This is a genomic window from Aromatoleum sp., from assembly GCF_036675785.1.
Classification (GTDB): Bacteria; Pseudomonadota; Gammaproteobacteria; order Burkholderiales; family Rhodocyclaceae; genus Aromatoleum.
Window position 1 is genome coordinate 43030 of sequence record NZ_JAKFEF010000003.1, and the last position, 20619, is coordinate 63648.

The following is a 20619-nucleotide window of genomic DNA, read 5'->3' on the forward strand; positions in this document are numbered from 1 at the left end:
ATACTGACGACGTGTCGGCGGGCGCTGATGCGCTGACCGGCGCCATTCACCACGCAATCGGCGCGCGGTCGCGGAAGAAGCCGCCGGTCGGGCCATCGTCGGGCAAGGTCGCGAGCCAGACGACGGTGTCGATGCCCTCCTCCGGCGAACGCGGGGCCTCGGTGCCGCCGATGTTCGTCCGGCACCAGCCCGGGCAGACCGAATTCACCTTGATGGCGGTGTTCGCCGTTTCGACGGCGAGAATCCGTGTCACCGCGTTCACCGCCGTCTTCGAGATGCGATAGGCCGGCGAGCCCCCGTCCATCTCGGCGAGCTGCCCCATCGACGAAGCGAGATTCACGACGCGCCCCGCGCGGCTGCTGCGCATCAGCGGCACCAGCGCCTGGGTCACGCGCAGCACGCCGAACAGGTTCGTCTCGAGCGTCTCGCGCAGCGTGTCGAGCGGCAGGTCGAGGATGCTGGTCGAATGGCGGTCGAGAAGGATGCCGGCGTTGTTGATCAGCATGTCGACCCGGCCGAAGCGCTGCGCGATCCAGTCCCGCAGCGCGGCGACCGAAGCGTCGTCGGTGACATCGAGCCGATGCGTCTCGATACTGTGACCGCTCATCTGCAGCTTCGCGCGAAGCGACGCCAGATCCTCGTCGCGCCGCCCGGTCGCGATCACAAGCTGGTTTTCCATCGTCGCGAGGCGATGCGCGGCGGCACGGCCCAGACCGCGACTCGCTCCGGTAATCACGGAAATCGTGGGACGGTCCATCACGCGGGCTCCGTTGCTATCGCCGCAGCGGGACGAATCGCGACGGCGGCGCGGTCCGATCGCGGTCCGGCAACCGGTTCCGGGGCGCCGGCGCGAGCCGGCTGGCCCGAAAAGATCCTGTCGGGGCCGGCGGCGGGGTTGGCCAACGAAACGTAGAGTACGAAAGAGGCGCGGGAGTTCAGGCGCGCCGCGACGGCGTCAATGCTTGCCGCGGTAGCCGGCGACGCCGATCGCAAGGCGGACGATCTGGTACGCGAGCCAGCTCGCGATCCGGCGCACCGCCGGCAGACGTCGCCAGTCCTCGCGGCACAGCGGCCTCCCGCCGCTCGCCATGCCGCGGCCGAGGCTCTCGCGCAGCCGCGTCGCGAAGCCGGCGTCCTCGACGACGACGTTGGCCTCGCGCGCGAGCAGCAGGCTGAACGGATCGATGTTGCTCGAACCGACGGTCGCCCAGCGGTCGTCGACGACAGCGACCTTCGCGTGCAGTTCGCTGTCGTGATATTCGTAGAGCCGGATGCCGTGGTCGAGAAAGAAGGGATACAGCGCGCGCGTCGCGTAGCACAGCATCGGATGGTCCGAAACACCCTGGAGCAGCAGCGCCACTTCCACCCCCCGGTCGGCGGCGTCGACGAGCGCCTGCCGGAACCGGCGCCCGGGAAAGAAATACGCGCACGCGATCACGACTTCGCGCTTCGCCCCGGCGATCGCACCGAGGTACGCGTCCTCGATTTCACGGCGCCGACGGAAGTTGTCGCGGGTGACGAAGGCGGCGCGCATCGTTCCCGCAGGCGTGAGCCGCGCAGGGGCGATGAGCGGCTCGCGCAGCCGGCGTCGCAGCCGGGCCCACGATACGAGTCGCCACAGGTGATGCACGGACTCGACGATCGGCCCGAGCAGCGGACCTTCGACACGAACGGCGTAATCGTAGCGGGGCCGCGCGAGATTGCCGCCCTGCAAGTCGTCGACGATGTTGATGCCGCCGACGAAGGCGACCTCGCCATCGATGACCGCGAGCTTGCGGTGCATGCGCCGCAGGCGGTGACGCCGCAACGGAAAGGCGCGCAACTCCCGACGGTAGATCAGCACGCCAACACCGTCCGGGATCATTTCGGCCATCAGGCCGCGGACGAACTGGCGTCCGCCGAAGCCGTCGACGAGCAGGCGCACCGCAACCCCTCGCAGCGCGGCCCGGCGCAGCGCGGCGGCGATGCGGCTGCCGGTTTCGTCGTTTTCGAAGATGTAGGTTTCGAGGAAGACTTCCTTCGACGCGGCGTCGATCGCCTGTTGCAGCGCCGGGAAGAAGTCTCCGCCATTCTCGAGCAGCGTGATCGCATTGCCGTCGAGAAACTCGCTCACACGCGAGGCTCCAGATCGGCAGTCAGTGCCGCATGATCGGAAATTTGTGACCACGGCAGACCGCAGTGAACCTGCGCGTGCCGTACGCCGAAGCCCCGGACGTAAATCCGGTCGAGCCGCAGCACCGGAACCGTGCTCGGGAAAGTGCGCGCGGGCTGGCCCCGGCCATTGTCGAATGCCTCGCGCATGCCGAGCCGCCGCGCGAGCAGGTTGTCGGCGCGATTGCGCCAGTCGTTGAAGTCGCCGCAGATGATCAGCGGCGTGCCGTCTGGCGCCAATTGCTCCATCCGCTCGGCGATGACTTCCATCTGCCGGCGCCGGCTGCCCGCGGTGAGGCCGAGGTGCGCGCACACGCAATGGATCGGCGCCGCGAGGTCGGGTACCTGGACTTCACAGTGCAGCAATCCGCGACGCTCGAAGCGGTGGTCCGAGACATCGGTATTGGTCGAGAACGTGATCGGAAAGCGGCTGAGGATCGCGTTGCCATGGTGGCCGTGATCGTAGACCGCGTTGCCGCCGTACGCCGTCTGCTGCCACACGTCCTCGGCGAGGAACTCGTGCTGCGGCGCCCCCGGCCAGTCCGCATGCCGGGTTGCATGGCGGAGGTGCAGGCCCTGCACTTCCTGCAGGAACACGAGATCGACGTCGAGACTACGCAGGCGCTCGCGCAGCTCGTGCACGACCATGCGCCGGTTGAACTGCGAAAAGCCCTTGTGGATGTTGTAGGTGCAGACGCGCAGGCCCTGCCCTGCGCCTCGCGCCGCGCCCATCACGACACCGCCAGCATCCGGTCCAGCGCGATCTTCGCGCGTTCGGCCTCGTGCGCCGGCACCTGGATGTGATTGACGACGTTGCCGTCGGCCAGATTCTCGAGCGTCCACGCGAGATGCTGCGGGTCGATGCGCTGCATCGTCGAGCACATGCACACGGTCGGCGCCATGAACTGCACGATCTTGCCTTCCGGCTTGACCTCCTCGGCGAGCCGGTTGACGAGGTTCAACTCGGTGCCGACGAGCCAGCGGGTGTCCGGCGCGCCCGCCTTGATAGTATTGATGATGTACTCGGTCGAGCCGACGTAGTCGGAGTTGATGCACACCTCGAGGCTGCTCTCCGGATGCGAGATCACGAAGCCGTCCGGGTGCTGCATCCGCCAGCGGCGGATATGGCTTTCCTGGAACATCTGGTGCACCGAACAGTGCCCCTTCCACAGCAGGATCTTCGCGTTGCGGATCTCCTCCCGCGTGAGGCCGCCGTGCTCGAGATCCGGGTCCCAGACGACCATCTGCTCGACCGGAATGCCTTTCTTGTAGCCGGTCCACCGGCCGAGGTGCTGGTCCGGAAAGAACAGCACCTTCTCGCGCTGCGCGAATGCCCAGTCGAGGATCTTCGGCGCGTTCGTCGAGGTGCAGACGATGCCGCCGTGCTCGCCGCAGAACGCCTTCAGGTCCGCTGCCGAGTTGATGTACGTGACCGGTGTGATCAGCGCGTCGGGCGTGCCGAGCACCTCGGCGAGTTCGCGCCAGCAGCGCTCGACCTTCGCGAGGCTCGCCATGTCGGCCATCGAACAGCCCGCCGCGAGGTCCGGCAGGATCGCCTTCTGGTGCGGCTTGGACATGATGTCCGCGACTTCGGCCATGAAATGCACGCCGCAGAACACGATGAACTCCGCGTCGGTCTGGGACGCGAGCTTCGAGAGCTTCAAGGAGTCGCCGGTGAGATCGGCATGCTGATACACATCGGCGCGCTGATAGTGGTGGCACAGCAGCACTGCGCGGTCACCGAGCCGCGCGCGCGCGGCCCTGATGCGCTCCTGCGCCTCGTCGTCCCGCAGCGCGTTGAATCGGTCGAAATTGATGGGTGCAACTTGCGTCATTCGGTATCTCTTCAGGATTCCCTCGCCGGGAGGCTCAGTTTGAGACAACGGCGACTCGCGGCGGTTGCGTGCCGCCCGCCGCCGCGATTTTCGGCGCCGCTCAGCTCTGGCGCCACGGCAGCCCGGCATGGCGCCAGCCGCCGATGCGGTTGCGATGTTCGTTCGCATCGCGGTCGCCTTCGAAACCTTCGAGGACGTTGTAGCATTCCGGATACCCGGCCTCGGCCGCCGCACGCGCCGCCTTGTCGGAGCGCCCGCCGGAGCGGCACATGAACATCACGAGCGACTGGGTATCGACCTCGCGCTTCAACTGCGCGAGGAAATGCGGATTCGGCTGGTTGCCGGGGTAGCTCAGCCATTCGATCTCGACGGCGCCGGGCACGCGCCCGACCCAGTCCCACTCCGCGCGCGTGCGTACATCGACGAGTTTCGCGCCGGGGGCCGATCGCCAGATTTCGTGCGCTTCGGCCGGCGTCAATGCGCCCGCGTAGGGCAAGCCCATGTCTTGCGCCCGCTGCCGCGCGAGCCCGAGCAGATCATTCAATTTCCCCATCCCGTCACCCGGATAGAATCGAAGGCTGACAAGTATATCGCCCCCGGCCAGGGTCCGCCCACGCCAGCGGCTCCCGAGCGCTTGTCCGGACCGATGTCCCCGGTCGCAAAATCGGCTTTTTCGTCGAGATCGCACCAAAATGCGGCACGAAAGCGCACGGCGCACCAGCAGGGTGCAACCACATCATTCCGGCTGCACGATGTCCACGCCCGGACACGCCGAAAACGGCGCGGTTGCGCGCGTTACGGGATTTCCGGCAAGGGCGCCCGCGGCGCAAATCGGCTGTGGCACAATGCCGGGCACGCCCGAAAACGCCGTGGCACGGATACTGCTTACTTTCCCGCAGCGACAGTTTCATCGTTATTTGCTATCGAGTCAGCTCACCAGGAGTGAATATGAACGTTCAAGAAGTCATGAAGATGATCCAGGAGAACGAGGTGCGCTTCGTTGACCTGCGTTTTACCGATACGCGCGGAAAGGAGCACCACGTCGGCCTGCCCGTTTCGGCGTTCGAGGAAGATCACTTCGAACACGGTCACCCGTTCGATGGCTCGTCGCTCGCCGGCTGGAAAGGCATCCAGGCCTCCGACATGATCCTGCTGCCGGACGCGGGTTCGGCCTACGTCGATCCGTTCTTCGACGAAACGACGCTGGTGCTGACCTGCGACGTCATCGAACCGTCGGACGGCAAGGGCTACGACCGCGACCCGCGCTCGATCGCGAAGCGCGCCGAGGCCTACCTGAAAAGCACCGGCATCGGCGACACCGCGTTCTTCGGCCCGGAACCCGAGTTCTTCATTTTCGACTCGGTCGAGTGGTCGGTCGACATGTCGGGCGTCTATAGCAAGATCATCTCCGAAGAAGCCGCGTGGTCGACGGCGGACAAGTTCGAAGGCGGCAACACCGGTCACCGGCCCCGCATCAAGGGCGGCTACTTCCCGGTCCCGCCGGTCGATAGCCTCAACGACGTGCGCGCCGCGATGGTGCTCGCCCTCGAAGCGGCGGGCGTTCCGGTCGAAGTGCATCACCACGAAGTCGCGAACGCCGGCCAGTGCGAGATCGGCACGAAGTTCAGCACGCTGACGAAGCGCGCCGACTGGACCCAAGTGCTGAAGTACATCGTGCACAACGTCGCGCACCAGTACGGCAAGACCGCGACCTTCATGCCGAAGCCGATCGTCGGCGACAACGGCTCGGGCATGCACGTGCACCAGTCGATCTGGAAGGACGGCCAGAACCTCTTCGCCGGCAACGGCTACGCCGGCCTGTCGGAGCTCGCGCTGTACTACATCGGCGGCATCATCAAGCACGCGCGCGCGCTCAATGCGATCACGAACCCCGGCACGAACTCGTACAAGCGACTCGTGCCGCACTACGAAGCCCCGACGAAGCTCGCATACTCGGCCCGCAACCGCTCGGCATCGATCCGCATTCCGTATGTCGCGAACCCGAAGGGCCGCCGCATCGAGTCGCGCTTCCCGGATCCCTTGGCGAACCCGTATCTGTGCTTCTCGGCGCTGATGATGGCCGGCCTCGACGGTATCCAGAACAAGATCCACCCGGGCGACCCGGCCGACAAAAACCTGTACGACCTGCCGCCTGAAGAGGATGCGAAGATCCCGACCGTGTGCACGAGCCTCGACCAGGCGCTCGAGTATCTCGACAACGACCGCGAGTTCCTGACCCGCGGGGGCGTGTTCTCGAACGACTTCCTCGACGCATACATCCAGTTGAAGATGGAGGAAGTCGACCGCATGCGCATCACGACCCACCCGGTCGAGTTCGACATGTACTACAGCCTGTAATCGTTCGCGATTTCGGGCAGGGAAGAAGGACGGGCATTGCCCGTCCTTTTTTTATGCGTTCTAATCGTCCGCGATTCCGCGGCGCCCCGCGCTACGGGCCTCGAAACCTGCACGGGACGTGACGCCCTCCCCCATGATCGACAAGCGACTGCTGCCCGCTCTCCTGGCGCTCGTCCTCGCGCCGCTCGCCCACGCGAGCGTCTATAAATGTATCGATGCCAACGGCAGCGTGACCTACACCAACGACCGGACGCTTGGACGCGGCTGCAAGGAACTGAGCGACCAGCCCGTTTCGACGGTTCCCGTGCCGCCACCGCGCGCCCCGGCGAAGTCGACCACGACGCCCTCGGATTTCCCCCGCGTCGCGCCGGAAGCCCAGCGCGCACGCGACGACACGCGCCGGCAGGTGCTCGAAAAGGAACTCGCAGCCGAGCAAAGCGCGCTCGACGCCGCGCTCGCGAAGCTCGATGAGGAGGAAAAGCGCGACGCCCCCGAGGACCGCAACGCCCGGCGCCAGCGCGCGGACGGGACGAGCTACTCGTCGCTCAATCCGGCGAAGAAGGCCGAACGCCTGCAGCCCTACCGGGACCGGGTCGAACTGCACCAGCGCAATGTCGAGGCGCTGAAGAAGGAAATCGGCGCGCTCAGGTAGTGCAGCGACTGGCGCGTTTATTGCGAGAGGCTTCGACTTCCAAGACGCGCATCCATGACCCTCACTCCTCGCCCCAGCCTCTCCTCCGGACCGTTTTCGGGACTGGATCTGCTCTCGTCGGCCGTTGTCCTCGTCGATGATCGGCTCGTGATCCGCTACCTCAATGCGGGCGCCGAAAACCTCTTCGCGGTCAGCCATCGGCGGCTGCTCGGCATGCCGCTGTCGACACTCCTCGGCGAGCCGACCGGCCTCGCCGCGGCGCTCGACAATGCGTTGCGACAAAACTGGAGCTACACCGGGCAGGATCTGAAGATCGCGCGCCAAAACGCCGATCCGCTGCATCTCGACTGCACGGTGAGCCCGGCCCATGCGGCCGGCGTGCGCCTGCTGCTCGAATTCCGCCCGATCGACGCGCAGCTGCGCGTCGCGCGCGAAGAGCAACTGCTGCAACAGCAGCAGGCGAACCGCGAACTGATCCGCAATCTCGCGCACGAGATCAAGAACCCGCTTGGCGGGATCCGGGGCTCCGCGCAGCTGCTCGAGCGCGAACTCGCCGATCCTCAGCTGCGCGAGTACACCGAGGTGATCATCGCCGAAGCCGACCGGCTGCAGGAGCTGATGAACCGCCTGCTCACGTCCCACTGCATGATGCGGCCGGGCCAGCTCAACATCCACGACGTGCTCGAACGCGTCCGGCGCCTGATCCTCGCGGAGTTCCCGGACCTCGAGATACGCCGCGACTACGACACGAGCCTGCCCGAATTCACCGCCGACCGCGAGCAATTGATCCAGGCGATCCTCAACATCGTGCGCAACGCCGCGCAAGCCATGCAGGGCCACGGCGAGATCCGCTTGCGGACCCGCGTCGCGCGCCAAGTCACGCTCGCGAAGCGGCGATTCAAGCTGGCACTGGAATTGCAAGTGATCGACAACGGCCCCGGCATTCCGGAAGAGATCCGTGACAAGATCTTCTATCCGCTGGTTTCGGGGCGGGAGGGCGGAAGCGGTCTGGGCCTGTCCCTGGCGCAGAGCTTCGTTGAGCAGCATCAGGGGATGATCGAAGTGGACAGCCGCCCCGGCCAAACCTGCTTCAGCATCCTGCTGCCGATCACCGACCGTGCATAGGCGAAGCGCGGTCGCACCAAAAAAGTGCATGCCGATGAACACTGTCTGGATTGTCGATGACGACCGCTCGATACGCTGGGTGCTCGAAAAGGCCCTCGCCCGCGAGGACATCGCGCACCGCAGCTTTGCGTCGGCGAACGAGGCGCTGATCGCGCTCGAAACCGCGCCGCAACCGCCGAAAGTGCTCGTTTCCGACATCCGCATGCCGGGCGACTCCGGCCTTTCGCTGCTGCAACGCGTCAAGGCGCTCTACCCGCAGCTGCCCGTCATCATCATGACGGCGTACTCGGACCTCGAAAGCGCCGTCTCCGCGTTTCAGGGCGGCGCGTTCGAGTATCTGCCGAAGCCGTTCGACGTCGACCAGGCCGTCGCGCTCGTGCAGCGGGCGCTGCACCAGAACTCGCACCAGGAAGGTGCGCACGCGGAAGCCCCGCTCGCCCCCGAAATCCTCGGCCAGGCACCGGCGATGCAGGAGGTGTTCAGGGCGATCGGCCGACTCGCGCAGTCGCACGCGACCGTTCTGATCAACGGCGAATCGGGCTCCGGCAAGGAACTCGTCGCGCGCGCGCTGCATCGGCACAGCCCGCGACGCGACGCGCCCTTCATCGCGATCAACACCGCCGCGATTCCGCGCGACCTGCTCGAATCCGAACTCTTCGGTCACGAGCGCGGCGCCTTCACCGGGGCGGCAGCGCAGCGTCGCGGCCGGTTCGAACAAGCCGACGGCGGCACGCTGTTCCTCGACGAAATCGGCGACATGCCGGCCGAACTGCAGACGCGGCTGCTGCGCGTGCTGTCCGACAATCACTTCTATCGCGTCGGCGGCCAGCAGCCGATCCGCGCGAACGTCCGCGTGATCGCGGCGACGCACCAGCACCTCGAGGACCGCGTCCGCCAGGGCCTGTTCCGCGAGGATCTCTTCCATCGCCTGAACGTGATCCGCCTGCGGCTGCCGGCGCTGCGCGAGCGGCGCGAGGACATCCCGATCCTCGTCCGTCATTTTCTGCAGAAGAGAGCGCAGGAATTGGGCGTCGACGCGAAGCGGGTTTCCGAGGCGGCGATCAAGTATCTTCAGGCGCAGCCCTTCCCGGGCAACGTCCGCCAGCTCGAAAACCTGTGTCACTGGCTCACGGTGATGGCGCCCGGGCAGACCGTCGAGGTCGCCGACCTCCCGCCCGAGATGCGCGACCGGCCGGACCGAGAAGCGCCGGTGAGCTGGTCCGAGGGACTCGCGACCGAGGCCGACCGCCTGATCGCGAGCGCGCCGGGAGAAGTCTTCGACCGCCTCACGCGCGACTTCGAGCGCACGCTGATCCGCCGGGCGCTGACGGCGACCGGCGGGCGCCGGATCGACGCCGCGCAGTTGCTCGGCATCGGCCGGAACACGATCACGCGCAAGATCCACGATCTCGGCATGGACGAGGCGCGGCACCCGGGGCACGACGCGGACGAGGGCGAGTAGCGGCGCCTGCCGGCGCGGCGCGGCACCTGTTCTTGCGGTCCGCGGAGGTGCCCCGCACACCCATGCGGCGCCCCGGCAGGACTTCGGGCTCGTGCGCAGCCTGCCAATAACGGATAATGCCGGCTTTCACCTCCTGACACGGGAACGCAGGCTTGAGCCTTTCCAATTCCGACCTGCCGCTTTCGTCCGATGCCGTCGTCCGTCATCTCGGCGCGCTGGCGTCCGCATTCGCGCTGCGCATTGTTCCGGAATGCGCGTCGACGAACAGCGAACTGATGGATGCCGCCCAGCCCGACGACGGTCCTGTCGAGGTCGTCGTCGCGGAATGCCAGACCGCGGGCCGCGGCCGCCGCGGGCGGCAATGGCAGTCGTGGCCGGGCGGGAGTCTCACCTTTTCGACCCGCTGGCGTTTTCGGCCGGGCGCCCCCGTGCCTGCCGGCCTTTCGCTCGTTGCCGGCCTGGCCGTGGTGCGGGCGCTCGAAAAGCTCGGCGTGGAGGGACTCCAGCTGAAGTGGCCGAACGACGTCCTCGTCCATGGGCACAAGCTCGCCGGCATCCTCGTCGAACTGCTGCCCGGGCGCGGCCGTCCGCCGACCGCGGTCGTCGGCCTCGGCCTGAACCTGCGACTGCCCGCCGATTTCTCGCTTCCCGAGCAGACCGGCGTGACCGACCTTGGACACCATCTCGACCCGCTGCCAGACCGCAACCTTCTGCTGGCGGCGCTGCTGATCGAGCTTCATAGGCTTTTCGACACCTACGCGGCCGCCGGTTTCGCGGCGCTGCGCGGCGCGTGGCAGCAACGCAACGCGTTCGCCGACCTGCCGGTGCGGATCAGCGGCGACCAGCACGAGATCACCGGCATCTGCGCAGGCGTCGATGAGGACGGCGCGCTACTCGTGCGCACCGACGACGGACTCGTACGCATCCTGTCCGGCGAAGTGTCGCTGAGGATCGCGACATGATTCTGCTGATCGACGGCGGCAACACGCGGGTCAAGTGGGGCGTCGTCGACGCGGGGCGGTGGGTTGTCGAAGGCACGCTCGGCCATCAAGACACCGCGAGGTTCACCCGGATTGCGGCGGAACACCGGGGCTTGCGGCGGGTATTCGGGGCGAATGTCGCAGGCGCCACCGTCGCCTCGGGCATCGCGCGCGCCCTCGACGGCGTCGCGCCGGTCCCCGAGTGGCTCGCGCCTTCGGCGGAATGCCTCGGGGTCCGCAATCGCTACGACGACCCGTCGCAACTTGGCGCCGACCGCTGGGCCGCGCTGATCGGCGCGCGCGCGCTTTATCGGACCGCGTGCCTCGTCGTGAATGCCGGGACCGCGACGACGGTCGACATTCTCGACGCCGACGGCGACTTCCTGGGCGGTCTGATTCTGCCCGGCGAGGACTTGATGCGGCGCGCATTGGCCGGCAATACCGCGCAGCTCCCATTCGCCGACGGCGAATACGTCCGCACGCCGCGCAACACCGCCGATGCGATCCGCTCGGGCTGCCGACACGCGCAGCTCGGCGCGATCGAGCGGATGTTCCGCGAGATCGCGAACATGCCCGGGGCGCGCTGCGTGCTGAGCGGCGGCGCCGCGGCGCGGCTCGCCGGACAGCTCGCGATCCCGTGCAGCCCGGTCGACAACCTCGTCCTGAAGGGACTGGCAGTCGTCGCCGGCGAAGCCTCGTCCAACGACGCTGCGCATCCGTCATGTGCCGCCGAACGAACCATCCACACTCGCACCGAGGAATAGATAACGTGAGCGAACCGACCCGCATCCTGCTCGAAGAGAGCGAGATCCCGACGCACTGGTACAACGTCGTCGCCGACATGCCGAACCCGCCGACGCCGTCGCTCGCGGCCGACGGCAAGCCGGTCAGTCCCGAACAGATGCTGGCGATCTTCCCGCCGCAGATCCTCGAGCAGGAGATGAGCGCCGCGCGCTGGGTGCCGATTCCGGACGAGGTGCGCGAAGTGTACAAGGTGTGGCGGCCGAGTCCGCTGATGCGCGCGATGCGCCTCGAACGCGCGCTCGGCACGCCGGCGAAGATCTTCTTCAAGTACGAGGGCGTGTCGCCGGCCGGCTCGCACAAGCCGAACTCGGCGGTGCCGCAGGCGTTCTACAACAAGCAGGCCGGCATCGCGCGGCTGACCACCGAGACCGGCGCGGGGCAATGGGGCTCGTCGATCTCGTTCGCGGGCCAGATGTTCGGCCTCGAAGTGCGCGTCTACATGGTCAAGGTCAGCTATCACCAGAAACCCTATCGACGCCTGATGATGCAGACCTGGGGCGCCGAAGTGTTCGCGAGCCCGTCGGAGCTGACGCAGACCGGCCGGGCCGCGCTCGCGAAGGACCCCGACAACCAGGGTTCACTCGGCCTCGCGATCTCGGAAGCTGTCGAGGAAGCCGCCGGCCGCGCCGACACGAACTACACGCTCGGTTCGGTGCTGAACCACGTGCTGCTGCACCAGAGCATCATCGGCCTCGAAGCGAAGAAGCAGTTCGACAAGATCGGGCTCTACCCCGACGTCGTGTTCGGGCCATGCGGCGGCGGGTCGAGCTTCGGCGGCATCGCGTTCCCGTTCCTCGCCGACAAGGCGGCCGGCGACCGGCGGGCGCAAAATCTGCGCTGCGTCGCGGTCGAGCCGACGTCCTGCCCGACGCTGACGAAAGGCGAGTACGCCTACGACTTCGGCGACGCCTCGGGCTTCACGCCGATGATGAAGATGTACACGCTCGGCCACGACTTCATGCCCCCCGGGATCCACGCCGGCGGACTGCGCTACCACGGCGACTCGCCGCTCGTGTCGCAGCTCTTTCACGAAGGCCTGCTCGAAGCGGTCGCCGTGCCACAGCTTGCGACTTTCGAAGCCGGCGTGCTGTTCGCGCGCAACGAGGGCATCATCCCGGCGCCGGAGGCGTGCCACGCGATCCGTGCTGCGATCGACGAGGCGATCAAATGCAAGAAAACCGGGGAGCCGAAGGTGATCCTCTTCAACCTCACCGGTCACGGACATTTCGATATGAGCTCGTACGAACGGTACTTTGCCGGCCAGCTGGAAAACTACGACTATCCGGCCGAAGCCGTCGCCGAGTCGCTCGCACATCTGCCGAAGTTCGACTGAACGACCGGAAGGGACGGACGGCTGCCCGGCGGCGAAAGCGGAACGGTTCGCGCGATGCGTCTGCTGTTCGTGGTTCTCGTACTGCTGAACCTGCTCGCGCTCGCGTCCGCGCAGGGCTGGCTCGGCACGCCATCGTCGCGGGGCGAACCCGAACGGCTCAGCAATCAGCTGAACCCGCAGCGCATCGCGCTCGGCGCGCCGGAGGAGCCGGGGGCGCCCGCGCAAACGCAGGCGGCCCTGCCCGCTCCCCCACCTTCCCCCTCACCCGCAGCCGCCCAAGAACCTGGCCAGCCGGATCGCGCCGCGCCGGACGCGGCGGCCCTTCCGGCCGACACGTCCCCCTCCCGCGCACCCGAACCACCGCCGCAGGCCTGCGTCGCCTATTCCGGCCTCGCCGAGTCCCAGGCAGACGCACTGATCGCCTCGCTGCAGTCGACACAGCCCGACCTCGGTGTCCGCCGCAGCACGACCAGCACGCCGACCGGGTGGTGGGTGCGGATTCCCGCGGAAGGCGGGCGCGAAGGGGCCGAACGCAGGATCGAGGGTTTGCGCGCGCTCGGCATCACCGAATATTTCATCGTCCAGGAACCTGGCCCGAACCGGTTCGCGGTGTCGCTGGGGCTCTTCAAGACCGAGGCGAAGGCGCAGCAGCATTTCGCCTTCCTGCGCAACAAGGGCGTCCGCGAGGCGGGGGTCGCGCCCCGAACCGCAACCGTCTATAGAATCGAGTTGCGCGGTCCCGCCGCCGCGCTCGCAACGCTGGAAAAATCGCGGGCAGGGGCCCGCGCCGGCGCAACCCGAAGCGAATGCACACCATGACCCTCCGTCCCTACATTATCGGCCTCACCGGGGGCATCGGCAGCGGCAAGAGCGCTGCCGCCGACCGCTTCGCCGCCCTCGGTGCCACCGTCATCGACACCGACGCCGTCGCACATCGACTGACTGCGCCAGGCGGCCTGGCGATCGGGCCGATCCGCGCAGCGTTCGGCGAAGCCGTGATCACGCCCGAGGGCGCGCTCGATCGCGTCGTCATGCGCGAACTCGCCTTCTCGGACCCGGACGCCCGTCGCCGGCTCGAAGCGATCCTGCACCCGGCCATCCGCGACGAATGCGAACGTCTGATCGGCGCGGCCGACAGTCCCTACGTCGTTCTCGGCGTCCCGCTGCTGATCGAATCGAAGTCCTACCGCGAGCGCTGCGACCGGATTTGCGTCGTCGACTGCCCGGTCGAAATGCAGGTCTCGCGCGTAATGCTGCGCAACGGGCTGGAAGAAGCGCGAGTCAGGACGATCATCGCGGCTCAGGTCAGCCGGGACGAACGGCTCGCCGCCGCCGACGACGTCATCGACAACAGCACGAGCCTCGCCACCTTGCACGCGCAAGTGAACCGGTTGCACGAAAAATACCTCGAAGCCGCGTCGAAACGGGCCTGATTCGCCGTGAAGAGGCGCTCGGGAAGCCGTCGTGCGTCGAATGTAGCCCCCTGGGGATTCGGGCATTTTGCCCTGTGCTATCATCCGCGCACCCACACAGGAGATCGCCATTTTTCGGGCGCAATGCGGTGATTAGCTACGAATATCCTCTGAATGAGCGCATCCGTACGCTCCTGCGCCTGGAGGATCTGTACAGCAAGATCGCCCATTTTTCCCGTGGAGACGCGCCCCAGGACCACCATACGGCGCTGCTGACGCTGTTCGAAGCGCTCGAGGTGGCGGGGCGGGCGGATCTCAAAGTCGATCTCGTTCAGGAACTCGAGCGGCAGCGTCAAATCCTCCTTTCGTTCCGCAACAACCCTGAAATTTCCGAACAGGCGCTGTCGGGCGCGCTCTACGAGATCGAACAGGCGTCGTCGTCGCTGCTCGCGATGGCCGGGAAGATCGGCCAGTACCTGCGGGAAAACGAATGGCTGATGGCAATTCGAAGCCGCGCGTCGATCCCGGGCGGCGTCTGCCAGTTCGACCTGCCTTCGTACCACTTCTGGCTGAACCGCGAGCCGGATCAGCGCCGGGAGGACCTCGAAGGCTGGATCCGCCCGATGATTCCGATCCGCGAAGGCCTGGCGATCGTATTGCGCCTGCTGCGCGCGAGCGGGCGGCCCGAAATGCAGGTCGCACGCGGCGGAACCTTCCAGCTGACGATGAGCGGCCGCAGCGCGCAAATGCTGCGGTTGCGGCTGGCCCCGACAGAGGCCGTCGTGCCGGAAATCAGCGCGAACAAATACGCGCTGAACGTCCGCTTCATGCTGTCCGAGACGGTGATCAGGCCGCGGCAGGTGGAGCGCGACGTGCCCTTCGAGATCACCTTTTGCAGTCTGTAACGGCGAACGTCATCCGATGACCAAGATACGTACGGTGAACTGCCCGCAATGCGGCGCGAAGGTGAAATGGACTCCAGAGAGCCGGTTCAGGCCGTTTTGCTCCGAACGCTGCAAGCAAATCGATCTCGGCGCCTGGGCGGCGGAAGACTATCGCGTCCCCGACGGTGGGCGTCCCGACGACCTGTCGACCGACAATCGTCACGACGACTGAGGCCAGATCCCACGAATCCCCGCAATGCCGTGCGCGCCGATGTCCCGGGCAGTGGTCATGTCCGCGCGCGCCACACCTCCGAGCGCGAACACCGGCATCGGCAAATCGCCGAACAGCCTTCCGAACCCACCCCAGCCGAGCGAAGGCTGACCCGGGTGGGTCGCGGTCGGCTTCACCGCGCCTAGCAGCGCGTAATCGAGCCCGAGCATCGCCGCCCGCTCGAGTTCGCGTCGCTCATGGCACGAAGCGCCCACCCACACGAATGGCGGACGCACTTCGAGGCGCGCGAGCTCGGCCGACCGAAGATGGACGCCATCCGCGCCGATCGCGCGTGCGAGGTCCAAGGACCCGTTGAGCACGACGAGCGCGCCGTGTGACCGGGCCCGCTGCACCACCTCCGAGGCGAACGACGCGAATTCGGCGCCGGCCATCGACGGCTCCCGGATCTGGATCAGCCGCAAGCCTTCGGCGAGCGCGACGTCGAGGAGATGGAGCTGGCGTTCGACACCGATCTCCGCCGCCTGGGTGATCGCCATCAGACGAGGCAACCGCAACGCTTTCAGGATCGGTCCGTTCGCCGGGAGCATCGGCGCGACCGAAGGATTCTCGATCGGCTCCCACGACAAGGCGCTGTGGACGTGATCGACGACTTCGCCGTCCCATTCGGCGACGTCGAAAAAATGCAGGCGGACGTGGGCGTGTTCGTAGCGGTGCTCGCGCGTCAGCCAGGGACGGATCTTTCGCACGCGGATCCCCAGTTCCTCGTCCAGTTCGCGGATCAACGCCGCGGCGGCCGACTCGCCGGGCTCGACTTTGCCGCCAGGAAACTCCCAGTACCCAGGATAGAACGTGTCCCCCGCCCGCTGACCGAGCAGAAACTTGCCATCCGTCCGCGTGATCACGCCCGCTGCGACTTCAACCCGCTTCGTCATCGACATCTCGTCACTCGCAGCGCCCCGCATGGTCGCGCGCGAACTGCCACGCGACGCGCCCCGAACGCGACCCGCGCATCAGCGCCCATTGCAACGCCTCCTGACGCGCGTCGGCAATCGCCGCCGCGTCCAGTCCGAACTCCTTCAGCCAGTGCGACACGATGGTCAGATACTCGTCCTGGCTGAACGGGTAGAACGAAACCCATAGGCCGAAGCGTTCCGACAGCGAGATTTTCTCCTCGACCGCCTCGCCCGGATGCACTTCACCATCGACGTGCCGCGCCAGAAGATTTTCGTCGTGATACTCGGGCATGAGATGCCGGCGATTCGACGTCGCGTAGATCAGGACATTGTCGGGCACGGCCGCAATGGACCCGTCCAGCACGCTCTTCAACGCCTTGTAGGCGGGCTCGGTCTCCTCGAAGGACAGGTCGTCGCAGAACAGGATGAAACGCTCGGGCCGCGCGGCGACGAGTTCGACGATCTCCGGCAGGTCCTTCAAGTCCTCCTTGTCGACCTCGATCAGGCGCAGTCCGCGATCCGCGTATTCGTTGAGCAGAGCCTTCACCAGCGACGATTTGCCGGTCCCGCGCGCGCCAGTGAGCAGCACGTTGTTCGCGCGTCGCCCCGCAAGGAACTGTCGCGTGTTCTGGTCGATCCGGGCCTTCTGCTGCTCGACGTCGCACAGATCCGCGAGCCGGATCGAATGAGGGCGAGTGACGGGCAGCAGGACGCCGCTTCCGTGCCTTCGCCGCCAGAAGAACGCATTTGCCGAAGTCCAGTCCGGAGCGGCGGCAGGAGCCGGCAGCAAGCCTTCGATTCGCTCGATCAGGCACTCGGCCCGCGCGAGCAGATTCGCTACATCATTCATCCTTGTCTTTTCCCGCCATGCCACCGCGCTTCGGCCACGTTGCCCAGACGATGATGAACAACAACGCGACCGCGACGCCTGCTTCCAGAAAAATCACCCACATCCCGTTCTCCCGCAGGAACCCGATCACAGCCGGGTATACTCGCCGGTCCGACCTCCGAGTCTATCCGATCCCCCTGATGAAACGGCACACCACGGCTTACCGAATGCGTTTTCTGCTGTGCGCCGGCGCCCTCGGATTTCTCGCGGGTTGCGCGAGCCGCGTCTCAGCACCTGCGATCGAGCCCGGTGGGCAACCTTCACCAGAACGAGTCTGCCCACCCGCAAAGTCCTGCGCGGCTTGCCCAGTTTGCCCTGCCTCCCCCTCTGCCGAACCCGTCCCGCCCCGACCCGCCGAGCCTTTGCAGCCCGCAGCCTGGAGCGATCTACCCGGCTGGACGGAGGACGATCACGCGCGCGCATGGCCTGCGTTGCTCGAATCCTGCAAGGCTTTCGCCCGGCAGCCGCGTTGGCAGACGCCGTGCGACGCGGCAAAGGCACTGGGCGACAAGCCCGCCACCCCCGTCGTCCGCAAGTTCATCGAGGCGCGCTTCCAACCCTGGGCGGTCGTGAATGCGAACGGGAGCCGCGACGGGCTCATCACGGGTTATTACGAGCCTCTGATCAAGGGCAGCCGCACCCGCTCTGAACGGTACCCCTGGCCGGTCCACGGCGTGCCGCGCGACATGCTCACGATCGACTTCGGCGATCTCTATCCCGAAACGCGCAACCTGCGCCTTCGGGGACGGATTGTCGGCAACAAAGTCGTACCGTACTGGACCCGCGCCGAACTCGACCGCATGCCGGAATCGCCCGCTCCGACGCTCCTCTGGGCCGCCGACCCGATCGACCTGTTCTTCCTGCAAGTGCAGGGGTCGGGGCGCGTCGAACTGCCGGACGGATCGCGAGTCCGCATCGGTTACGCCGACCAGAACGGCCATCCTTACCAATCGATCGGACGCTGGCTCATCGCGCAAGGGGAACTCCCGGTCGAAAAGGCTTCGATGGAGGGCATCAGGAACTGGGCGCGGGAGAATCCCCGGCGCCTGTCCGAATTGCTTCACGCGAACCCGAGCTACGTGTTCTTCCGGGAATTGCCGCCGAGCCCGGGAGGCCCCGTCGGCGCCCTCGGCGTTCCGTTGTCCGAAGAACGGAGCATTGCGGTCGACCCGCGCACCATCCCGCTCGGCGCGCCGGTTTTTCTCGCGACGACCTGGCCGATGTCCGAGCGTCCTCTTTGCCGGCTGATGCTCGCGCAGGACACGGGCGGCGCAATCAAAGGTGCCGTTCGTGCCGATCTATTCTGGGGTTTCGGCCCCGAGGCCGGCGCGATGGCCGGAAAGATGCGCCAGCAAGGACAGATGTGGGTACTGCTTCCCGCTGGCGAGGCGCCGCACTAAGGGAACCCGCTCGGAACGCGACAGGCGGGGAGCGGCAACAACGCGGATTATTTCGCGACTTCGGAGAGCGCCTGCTCGAGTTCGGCGGCCGGCATATATCCACCCAGGCGGCGACCGTCGGCAAGGAAGAGCGTCGGAGTGCCGTTGATCCTGAGCTTCTGTCCAAGCGCGATATTGCGGTCCACGACCGAGCTGTCGCAATTCGCGGCCGCCGGCACTTTTGCGTCCAGTATCCAGTCGCTCCATGTCTTCGCCTTGTCCTTTGCACACCAGATGTTGCGCGATTTCTCGGTCGAGTCCGGACTCAGAATCGGATACAGGAATGTGTAGATCGTGACGTCCTTCAATTGCGTCAGTTCCTTGCCGAGTCGCTTGCAGTATCCGCAATTCGGGTCCTCGAATGACACGAGCACACGTTTGCCGCTGCCGCGGACCTGTTTGATCGCCTGCTCGAGCGGCAGCGTCGAGAAATCGATTGCCGAGAGTTGAGTCATTCGTGCCTGGGTGACATCGCGCCGCGTCTTCGTATCGATGATTCGCCCGTCGATGAGAAAGCTCGCCTTCTCGTCGGTGTAAACAAGCTCGCCGCTCTTCAGGACGATCTCATAGAGCCCACCGTAAGGAGTCTTCGCCACGGACTCGACGGCCGGCGAGCCGATGAATCCTTCGACGGCCTTCCGAACGCTGGCCTCGTCCGCATGGGCCCCCCCTATCGTAGCGACAGTCAAGAATGCGGCGACGGACGCCAAACGAAGTGCTTGCGAGAACATCGATATCTCCAGAAATCAAAAACGTCCGCTGACCGCGTAGCGTATCAAAGCGTTGCGTACGACAGGCAGACTGCCGGTGAGGTTCATTCCGACATTGCGGAGCACCGAGAGCAACGAACTATCCGAACCGAATAGGCGGTTCAGGCCGTGAGTGGTGTATTGAATCAGGAAAGGCTCCTCGGCACGACCGCGTGCGTAAGCCCTGAGCGTCGAAATCTCGCCCGGATCCCGCCACGCCGGCAACGTCCGGAGCAAATCGGCAAGCGCCTTCGCATCCTGAAAGCCGAGATTGATTCCATGCCCGGACAAAGGGTGGATTGCATGCGCCGCGTCGCCTACCAGCGCAACTCTCGATTTCACCGTCGTATCGACTCGCATCAGCTTGAGAGGGAAGCCGGCCGCGGGGGTCTCGAGCTCCATCCGCCCGACCACCCGTTCAGCGGCATCCTCGACGCGCCGGCAGAGCAGATTCGCATCCAATCGAAGCAAATCGGCGGCATGAGCATTCGGCGCCGACCAGACCATCGACACCGTTTTCCCGGGCAGCGGAAGCAACGCCAGGATTCCGTCACGTCTGAACCATTGATGCGCGACATTGCGATGTTCCCGCTCCGTACGGAAGTTCGCGATGACCCCGACCTCGTCGTACGGCACGACGCGAGCTTGAATCGCGGCCCGATCTCGGACCCATGAGTTCACTCCGTCTGCACCGACGACGAGACGGACGCGAACTTTTTTCCCGTTTTCAAAATCGACGGTAGCCGCTGAATCGTCGATCGAAAGGGCGATCGGCGCATTTCCGGTCAGCAATGTCACGTTGTGCTGCCTGCGCAACGTCTCCCATAACTCGCGCTGCACCCGGCCCGACTCAACGACCCAGGCAAGCTCGGAAAGCCCGCTCTCGTACGCCGAAAACTCGAGATTACCCCCCGCATCACCTCGTATCGACATCCGGTTCACCGGCGCAATGCGAGAAGCATCGAGGTGCTCCCATACACCGATTTCCCGAAGAAACTCGACGTTGACCGGGCTGATTGCATAGATTCGCGAATCCCAGCCTGAAACGGGCGTTTGCGGCCTCACCTCGACGACTGCGATTCGCCAACGGCTTCCCCGCAACGCCACAGCCAGGCTCGCGCCTGCAAGTCCTCCGCCGACAATCAGCAGATCAAAATCCATTCGATTCCGTTACCCAGGGAAGAACAGGAATTCTGCCCCAAGCACTCACCCAAGTCACGGCGGCTCGTTTTAGGGTAAACGTAAAAAGCCGCTTCTCGATTTTCGAGAAGCGGCTTTTTGGATTGGGTAGTCTGACGATGACCTACTTTCACACCCGGCTGGGCACTATCATCGGCGCGGTCTTGTTTCACGGTCCTGTT

Annotated in this window: 22 protein-coding genes; 12 read left to right on the top strand and 10 right to left on the bottom strand. The window is 66.0% G+C overall.

The window, feature by feature from the left end:
* Positions 1 to 46: 46 nt before the first annotated feature.
* The 5 genes from V6M37_RS00815 to V6M37_RS00835 all read right to left on the bottom strand — a co-directional run bounded on the left by V6M37_RS00815 (position 47) and on the right by V6M37_RS00835 (position 4539).
* Positions 47 to 757 carry an SDR family oxidoreductase gene (locus tag V6M37_RS00815; protein WP_332670098.1) on the bottom strand — a complete coding sequence of 237 codons (711 nt, stop codon included), beginning with the start codon at positions 755 to 757 and terminating at the stop codon, positions 47 to 49.
* A 198-nt stretch (positions 758 to 955) separates the two neighbouring features.
* On the bottom strand, positions 956 to 2113 hold the full coding sequence (gene clsB, locus V6M37_RS00820; protein WP_332670100.1) for a cardiolipin synthase ClsB: 1158 nt from the start codon (positions 2111 to 2113) through the stop codon (positions 956 to 958).
* A complete protein-coding gene (locus tag V6M37_RS00825; protein WP_332670102.1) occupies positions 2110 to 2883 on the bottom strand; it encodes an endonuclease/exonuclease/phosphatase family protein in 774 nt (257 codons plus the stop codon). The genes clsB and V6M37_RS00825 overlap by 4 nt, the downstream gene beginning before the upstream one ends.
* On the bottom strand, positions 2883 to 3986 hold the full coding sequence (nadA, locus tag V6M37_RS00830) for a quinolinate synthase NadA (protein ID WP_332670104.1): 1104 nt from the start codon (positions 3984 to 3986) through the stop codon (positions 2883 to 2885). The genes V6M37_RS00825 and nadA overlap by 1 nt, the downstream gene beginning before the upstream one ends.
* Positions 3987 to 4086: 100 nt before the next feature.
* On the bottom strand, positions 4087 to 4539 hold the full coding sequence (locus V6M37_RS00835; RefSeq protein ID WP_332670106.1) for a rhodanese-like domain-containing protein: 453 nt from the start codon (positions 4537 to 4539) through the stop codon (positions 4087 to 4089).
* A 395-nt stretch (positions 4540 to 4934) separates the two neighbouring features.
* Here V6M37_RS00835 and glnA point away from each other — a divergent pair, with 395 nt between their 5' ends.
* The 11 genes from glnA (at position 4935) to yacG (ending at position 15228) form a co-directional block, all read left to right on the top strand.
* Positions 4935 to 6344, top strand: a complete 1410-nt coding sequence (glnA, locus tag V6M37_RS00840; protein ID WP_332670108.1) for a type I glutamate--ammonia ligase — start codon at positions 4935 to 4937, stop codon at positions 6342 to 6344.
* A gap of 133 nt (positions 6345 to 6477) precedes the next feature.
* Positions 6478 to 6996, top strand: a complete 519-nt coding sequence (locus V6M37_RS00845; RefSeq protein ID WP_332670110.1) for a DUF4124 domain-containing protein — start codon at positions 6478 to 6480, stop codon at positions 6994 to 6996.
* Between the two features lie 54 nt (positions 6997 to 7050).
* Positions 7051 to 8121: a nitrogen regulation protein NR(II) gene (glnL, locus tag V6M37_RS00850; RefSeq protein ID WP_332670112.1), complete on the top strand. Its 1071-nt coding sequence runs from the start codon at positions 7051 to 7053 to the stop codon at positions 8119 to 8121.
* Between the two features lie 34 nt (positions 8122 to 8155).
* Entirely contained in the window at positions 8156 to 9583 is a 1428-nt protein-coding gene (gene ntrC / locus V6M37_RS00855) for a nitrogen regulation protein NR(I) (RefSeq protein WP_332670146.1), read from the top strand.
* A 152-nt stretch (positions 9584 to 9735) separates the two neighbouring features.
* Complete coding sequence (locus V6M37_RS00860) at positions 9736 to 10545, top strand: biotin--[acetyl-CoA-carboxylase] ligase (RefSeq protein WP_332670114.1); 810 nt, start codon at positions 9736 to 9738, stop codon at positions 10543 to 10545.
* Positions 10542 to 11327, top strand: coding sequence for a type III pantothenate kinase (locus V6M37_RS00865; protein WP_332670116.1), 786 nt, complete (start codon positions 10542 to 10544; stop codon positions 11325 to 11327). The genes V6M37_RS00860 and V6M37_RS00865 overlap by 4 nt, the downstream gene beginning before the upstream one ends.
* 5 nt (positions 11328 to 11332) lie before the next feature.
* Complete coding sequence (locus V6M37_RS00870) at positions 11333 to 12700, top strand: TrpB-like pyridoxal phosphate-dependent enzyme (protein WP_332670118.1); 1368 nt, start codon at positions 11333 to 11335, stop codon at positions 12698 to 12700.
* Between the two features lie 54 nt (positions 12701 to 12754).
* Positions 12755 to 13519: an SPOR domain-containing protein gene (locus tag V6M37_RS00875; protein WP_332670120.1), complete on the top strand. Its 765-nt coding sequence runs from the start codon at positions 12755 to 12757 to the stop codon at positions 13517 to 13519.
* Complete coding sequence (coaE, locus tag V6M37_RS00880) at positions 13516 to 14133, top strand: dephospho-CoA kinase (RefSeq protein WP_332670121.1); 618 nt, start codon at positions 13516 to 13518, stop codon at positions 14131 to 14133. The genes V6M37_RS00875 and coaE overlap by 4 nt, the downstream gene beginning before the upstream one ends.
* A 128-nt stretch (positions 14134 to 14261) precedes the next feature.
* Positions 14262 to 15017 carry a cell division protein ZapD gene (gene zapD / locus V6M37_RS00885; protein WP_332670123.1) on the top strand — a complete coding sequence of 252 codons (756 nt, stop codon included), beginning with the start codon at positions 14262 to 14264 and terminating at the stop codon, positions 15015 to 15017.
* A gap of 16 nt (positions 15018 to 15033) precedes the next feature.
* On the top strand, positions 15034 to 15228 hold the full coding sequence (gene yacG, locus V6M37_RS00890) for a DNA gyrase inhibitor YacG (protein WP_332670125.1): 195 nt from the start codon (positions 15034 to 15036) through the stop codon (positions 15226 to 15228).
* Here yacG and V6M37_RS00895 read toward each other — a convergent pair.
* Complete coding sequence (locus tag V6M37_RS00895; protein WP_332670128.1) at positions 15216 to 16160, bottom strand: Nudix family hydrolase; 945 nt, start codon at positions 16158 to 16160, stop codon at positions 15216 to 15218. The two genes, yacG and V6M37_RS00895, sit on opposite strands and share 13 nt — an antisense overlap.
* 10 nt (positions 16161 to 16170) lie before the next feature.
* Positions 16171 to 17031 (bottom strand): ATP-binding protein, encoded by an 861-nt coding sequence (locus V6M37_RS00900; RefSeq protein ID WP_332670130.1) that lies wholly within the window; start codon positions 17029 to 17031, stop codon positions 16171 to 16173.
* Between the two features lie 179 nt (positions 17032 to 17210).
* Here V6M37_RS00900 and mltA point away from each other — a divergent pair, with 179 nt between their 5' ends.
* Positions 17211 to 18470 (top strand): murein transglycosylase A, encoded by a 1260-nt coding sequence (mltA, locus tag V6M37_RS00905; RefSeq protein WP_442880965.1) that lies wholly within the window; start codon positions 17211 to 17213, stop codon positions 18468 to 18470.
* 47 nt (positions 18471 to 18517) lie between these two features.
* Here mltA and V6M37_RS00910 read toward each other — a convergent pair whose 3' ends face one another.
* The 3 genes from V6M37_RS00910 to V6M37_RS00920 all read right to left on the bottom strand — a co-directional run.
* Positions 18518 to 19240: a DsbC family protein gene (locus V6M37_RS00910; RefSeq protein ID WP_332670134.1), complete on the bottom strand. Its 723-nt coding sequence runs from the start codon at positions 19238 to 19240 to the stop codon at positions 18518 to 18520.
* Positions 19241 to 19255: 15 nt separating this feature from the next.
* Complete coding sequence (locus V6M37_RS00915) at positions 19256 to 20419, bottom strand: UbiH/UbiF family hydroxylase (RefSeq protein ID WP_332670136.1); 1164 nt, start codon at positions 20417 to 20419, stop codon at positions 19256 to 19258.
* On the bottom strand, positions 20401 to 20619 hold a 219-nt coding region (locus V6M37_RS00920; RefSeq protein ID WP_332670138.1), incomplete at its 5' end, for a hypothetical protein. The genes V6M37_RS00915 and V6M37_RS00920, both read right to left, overlap by 19 nt.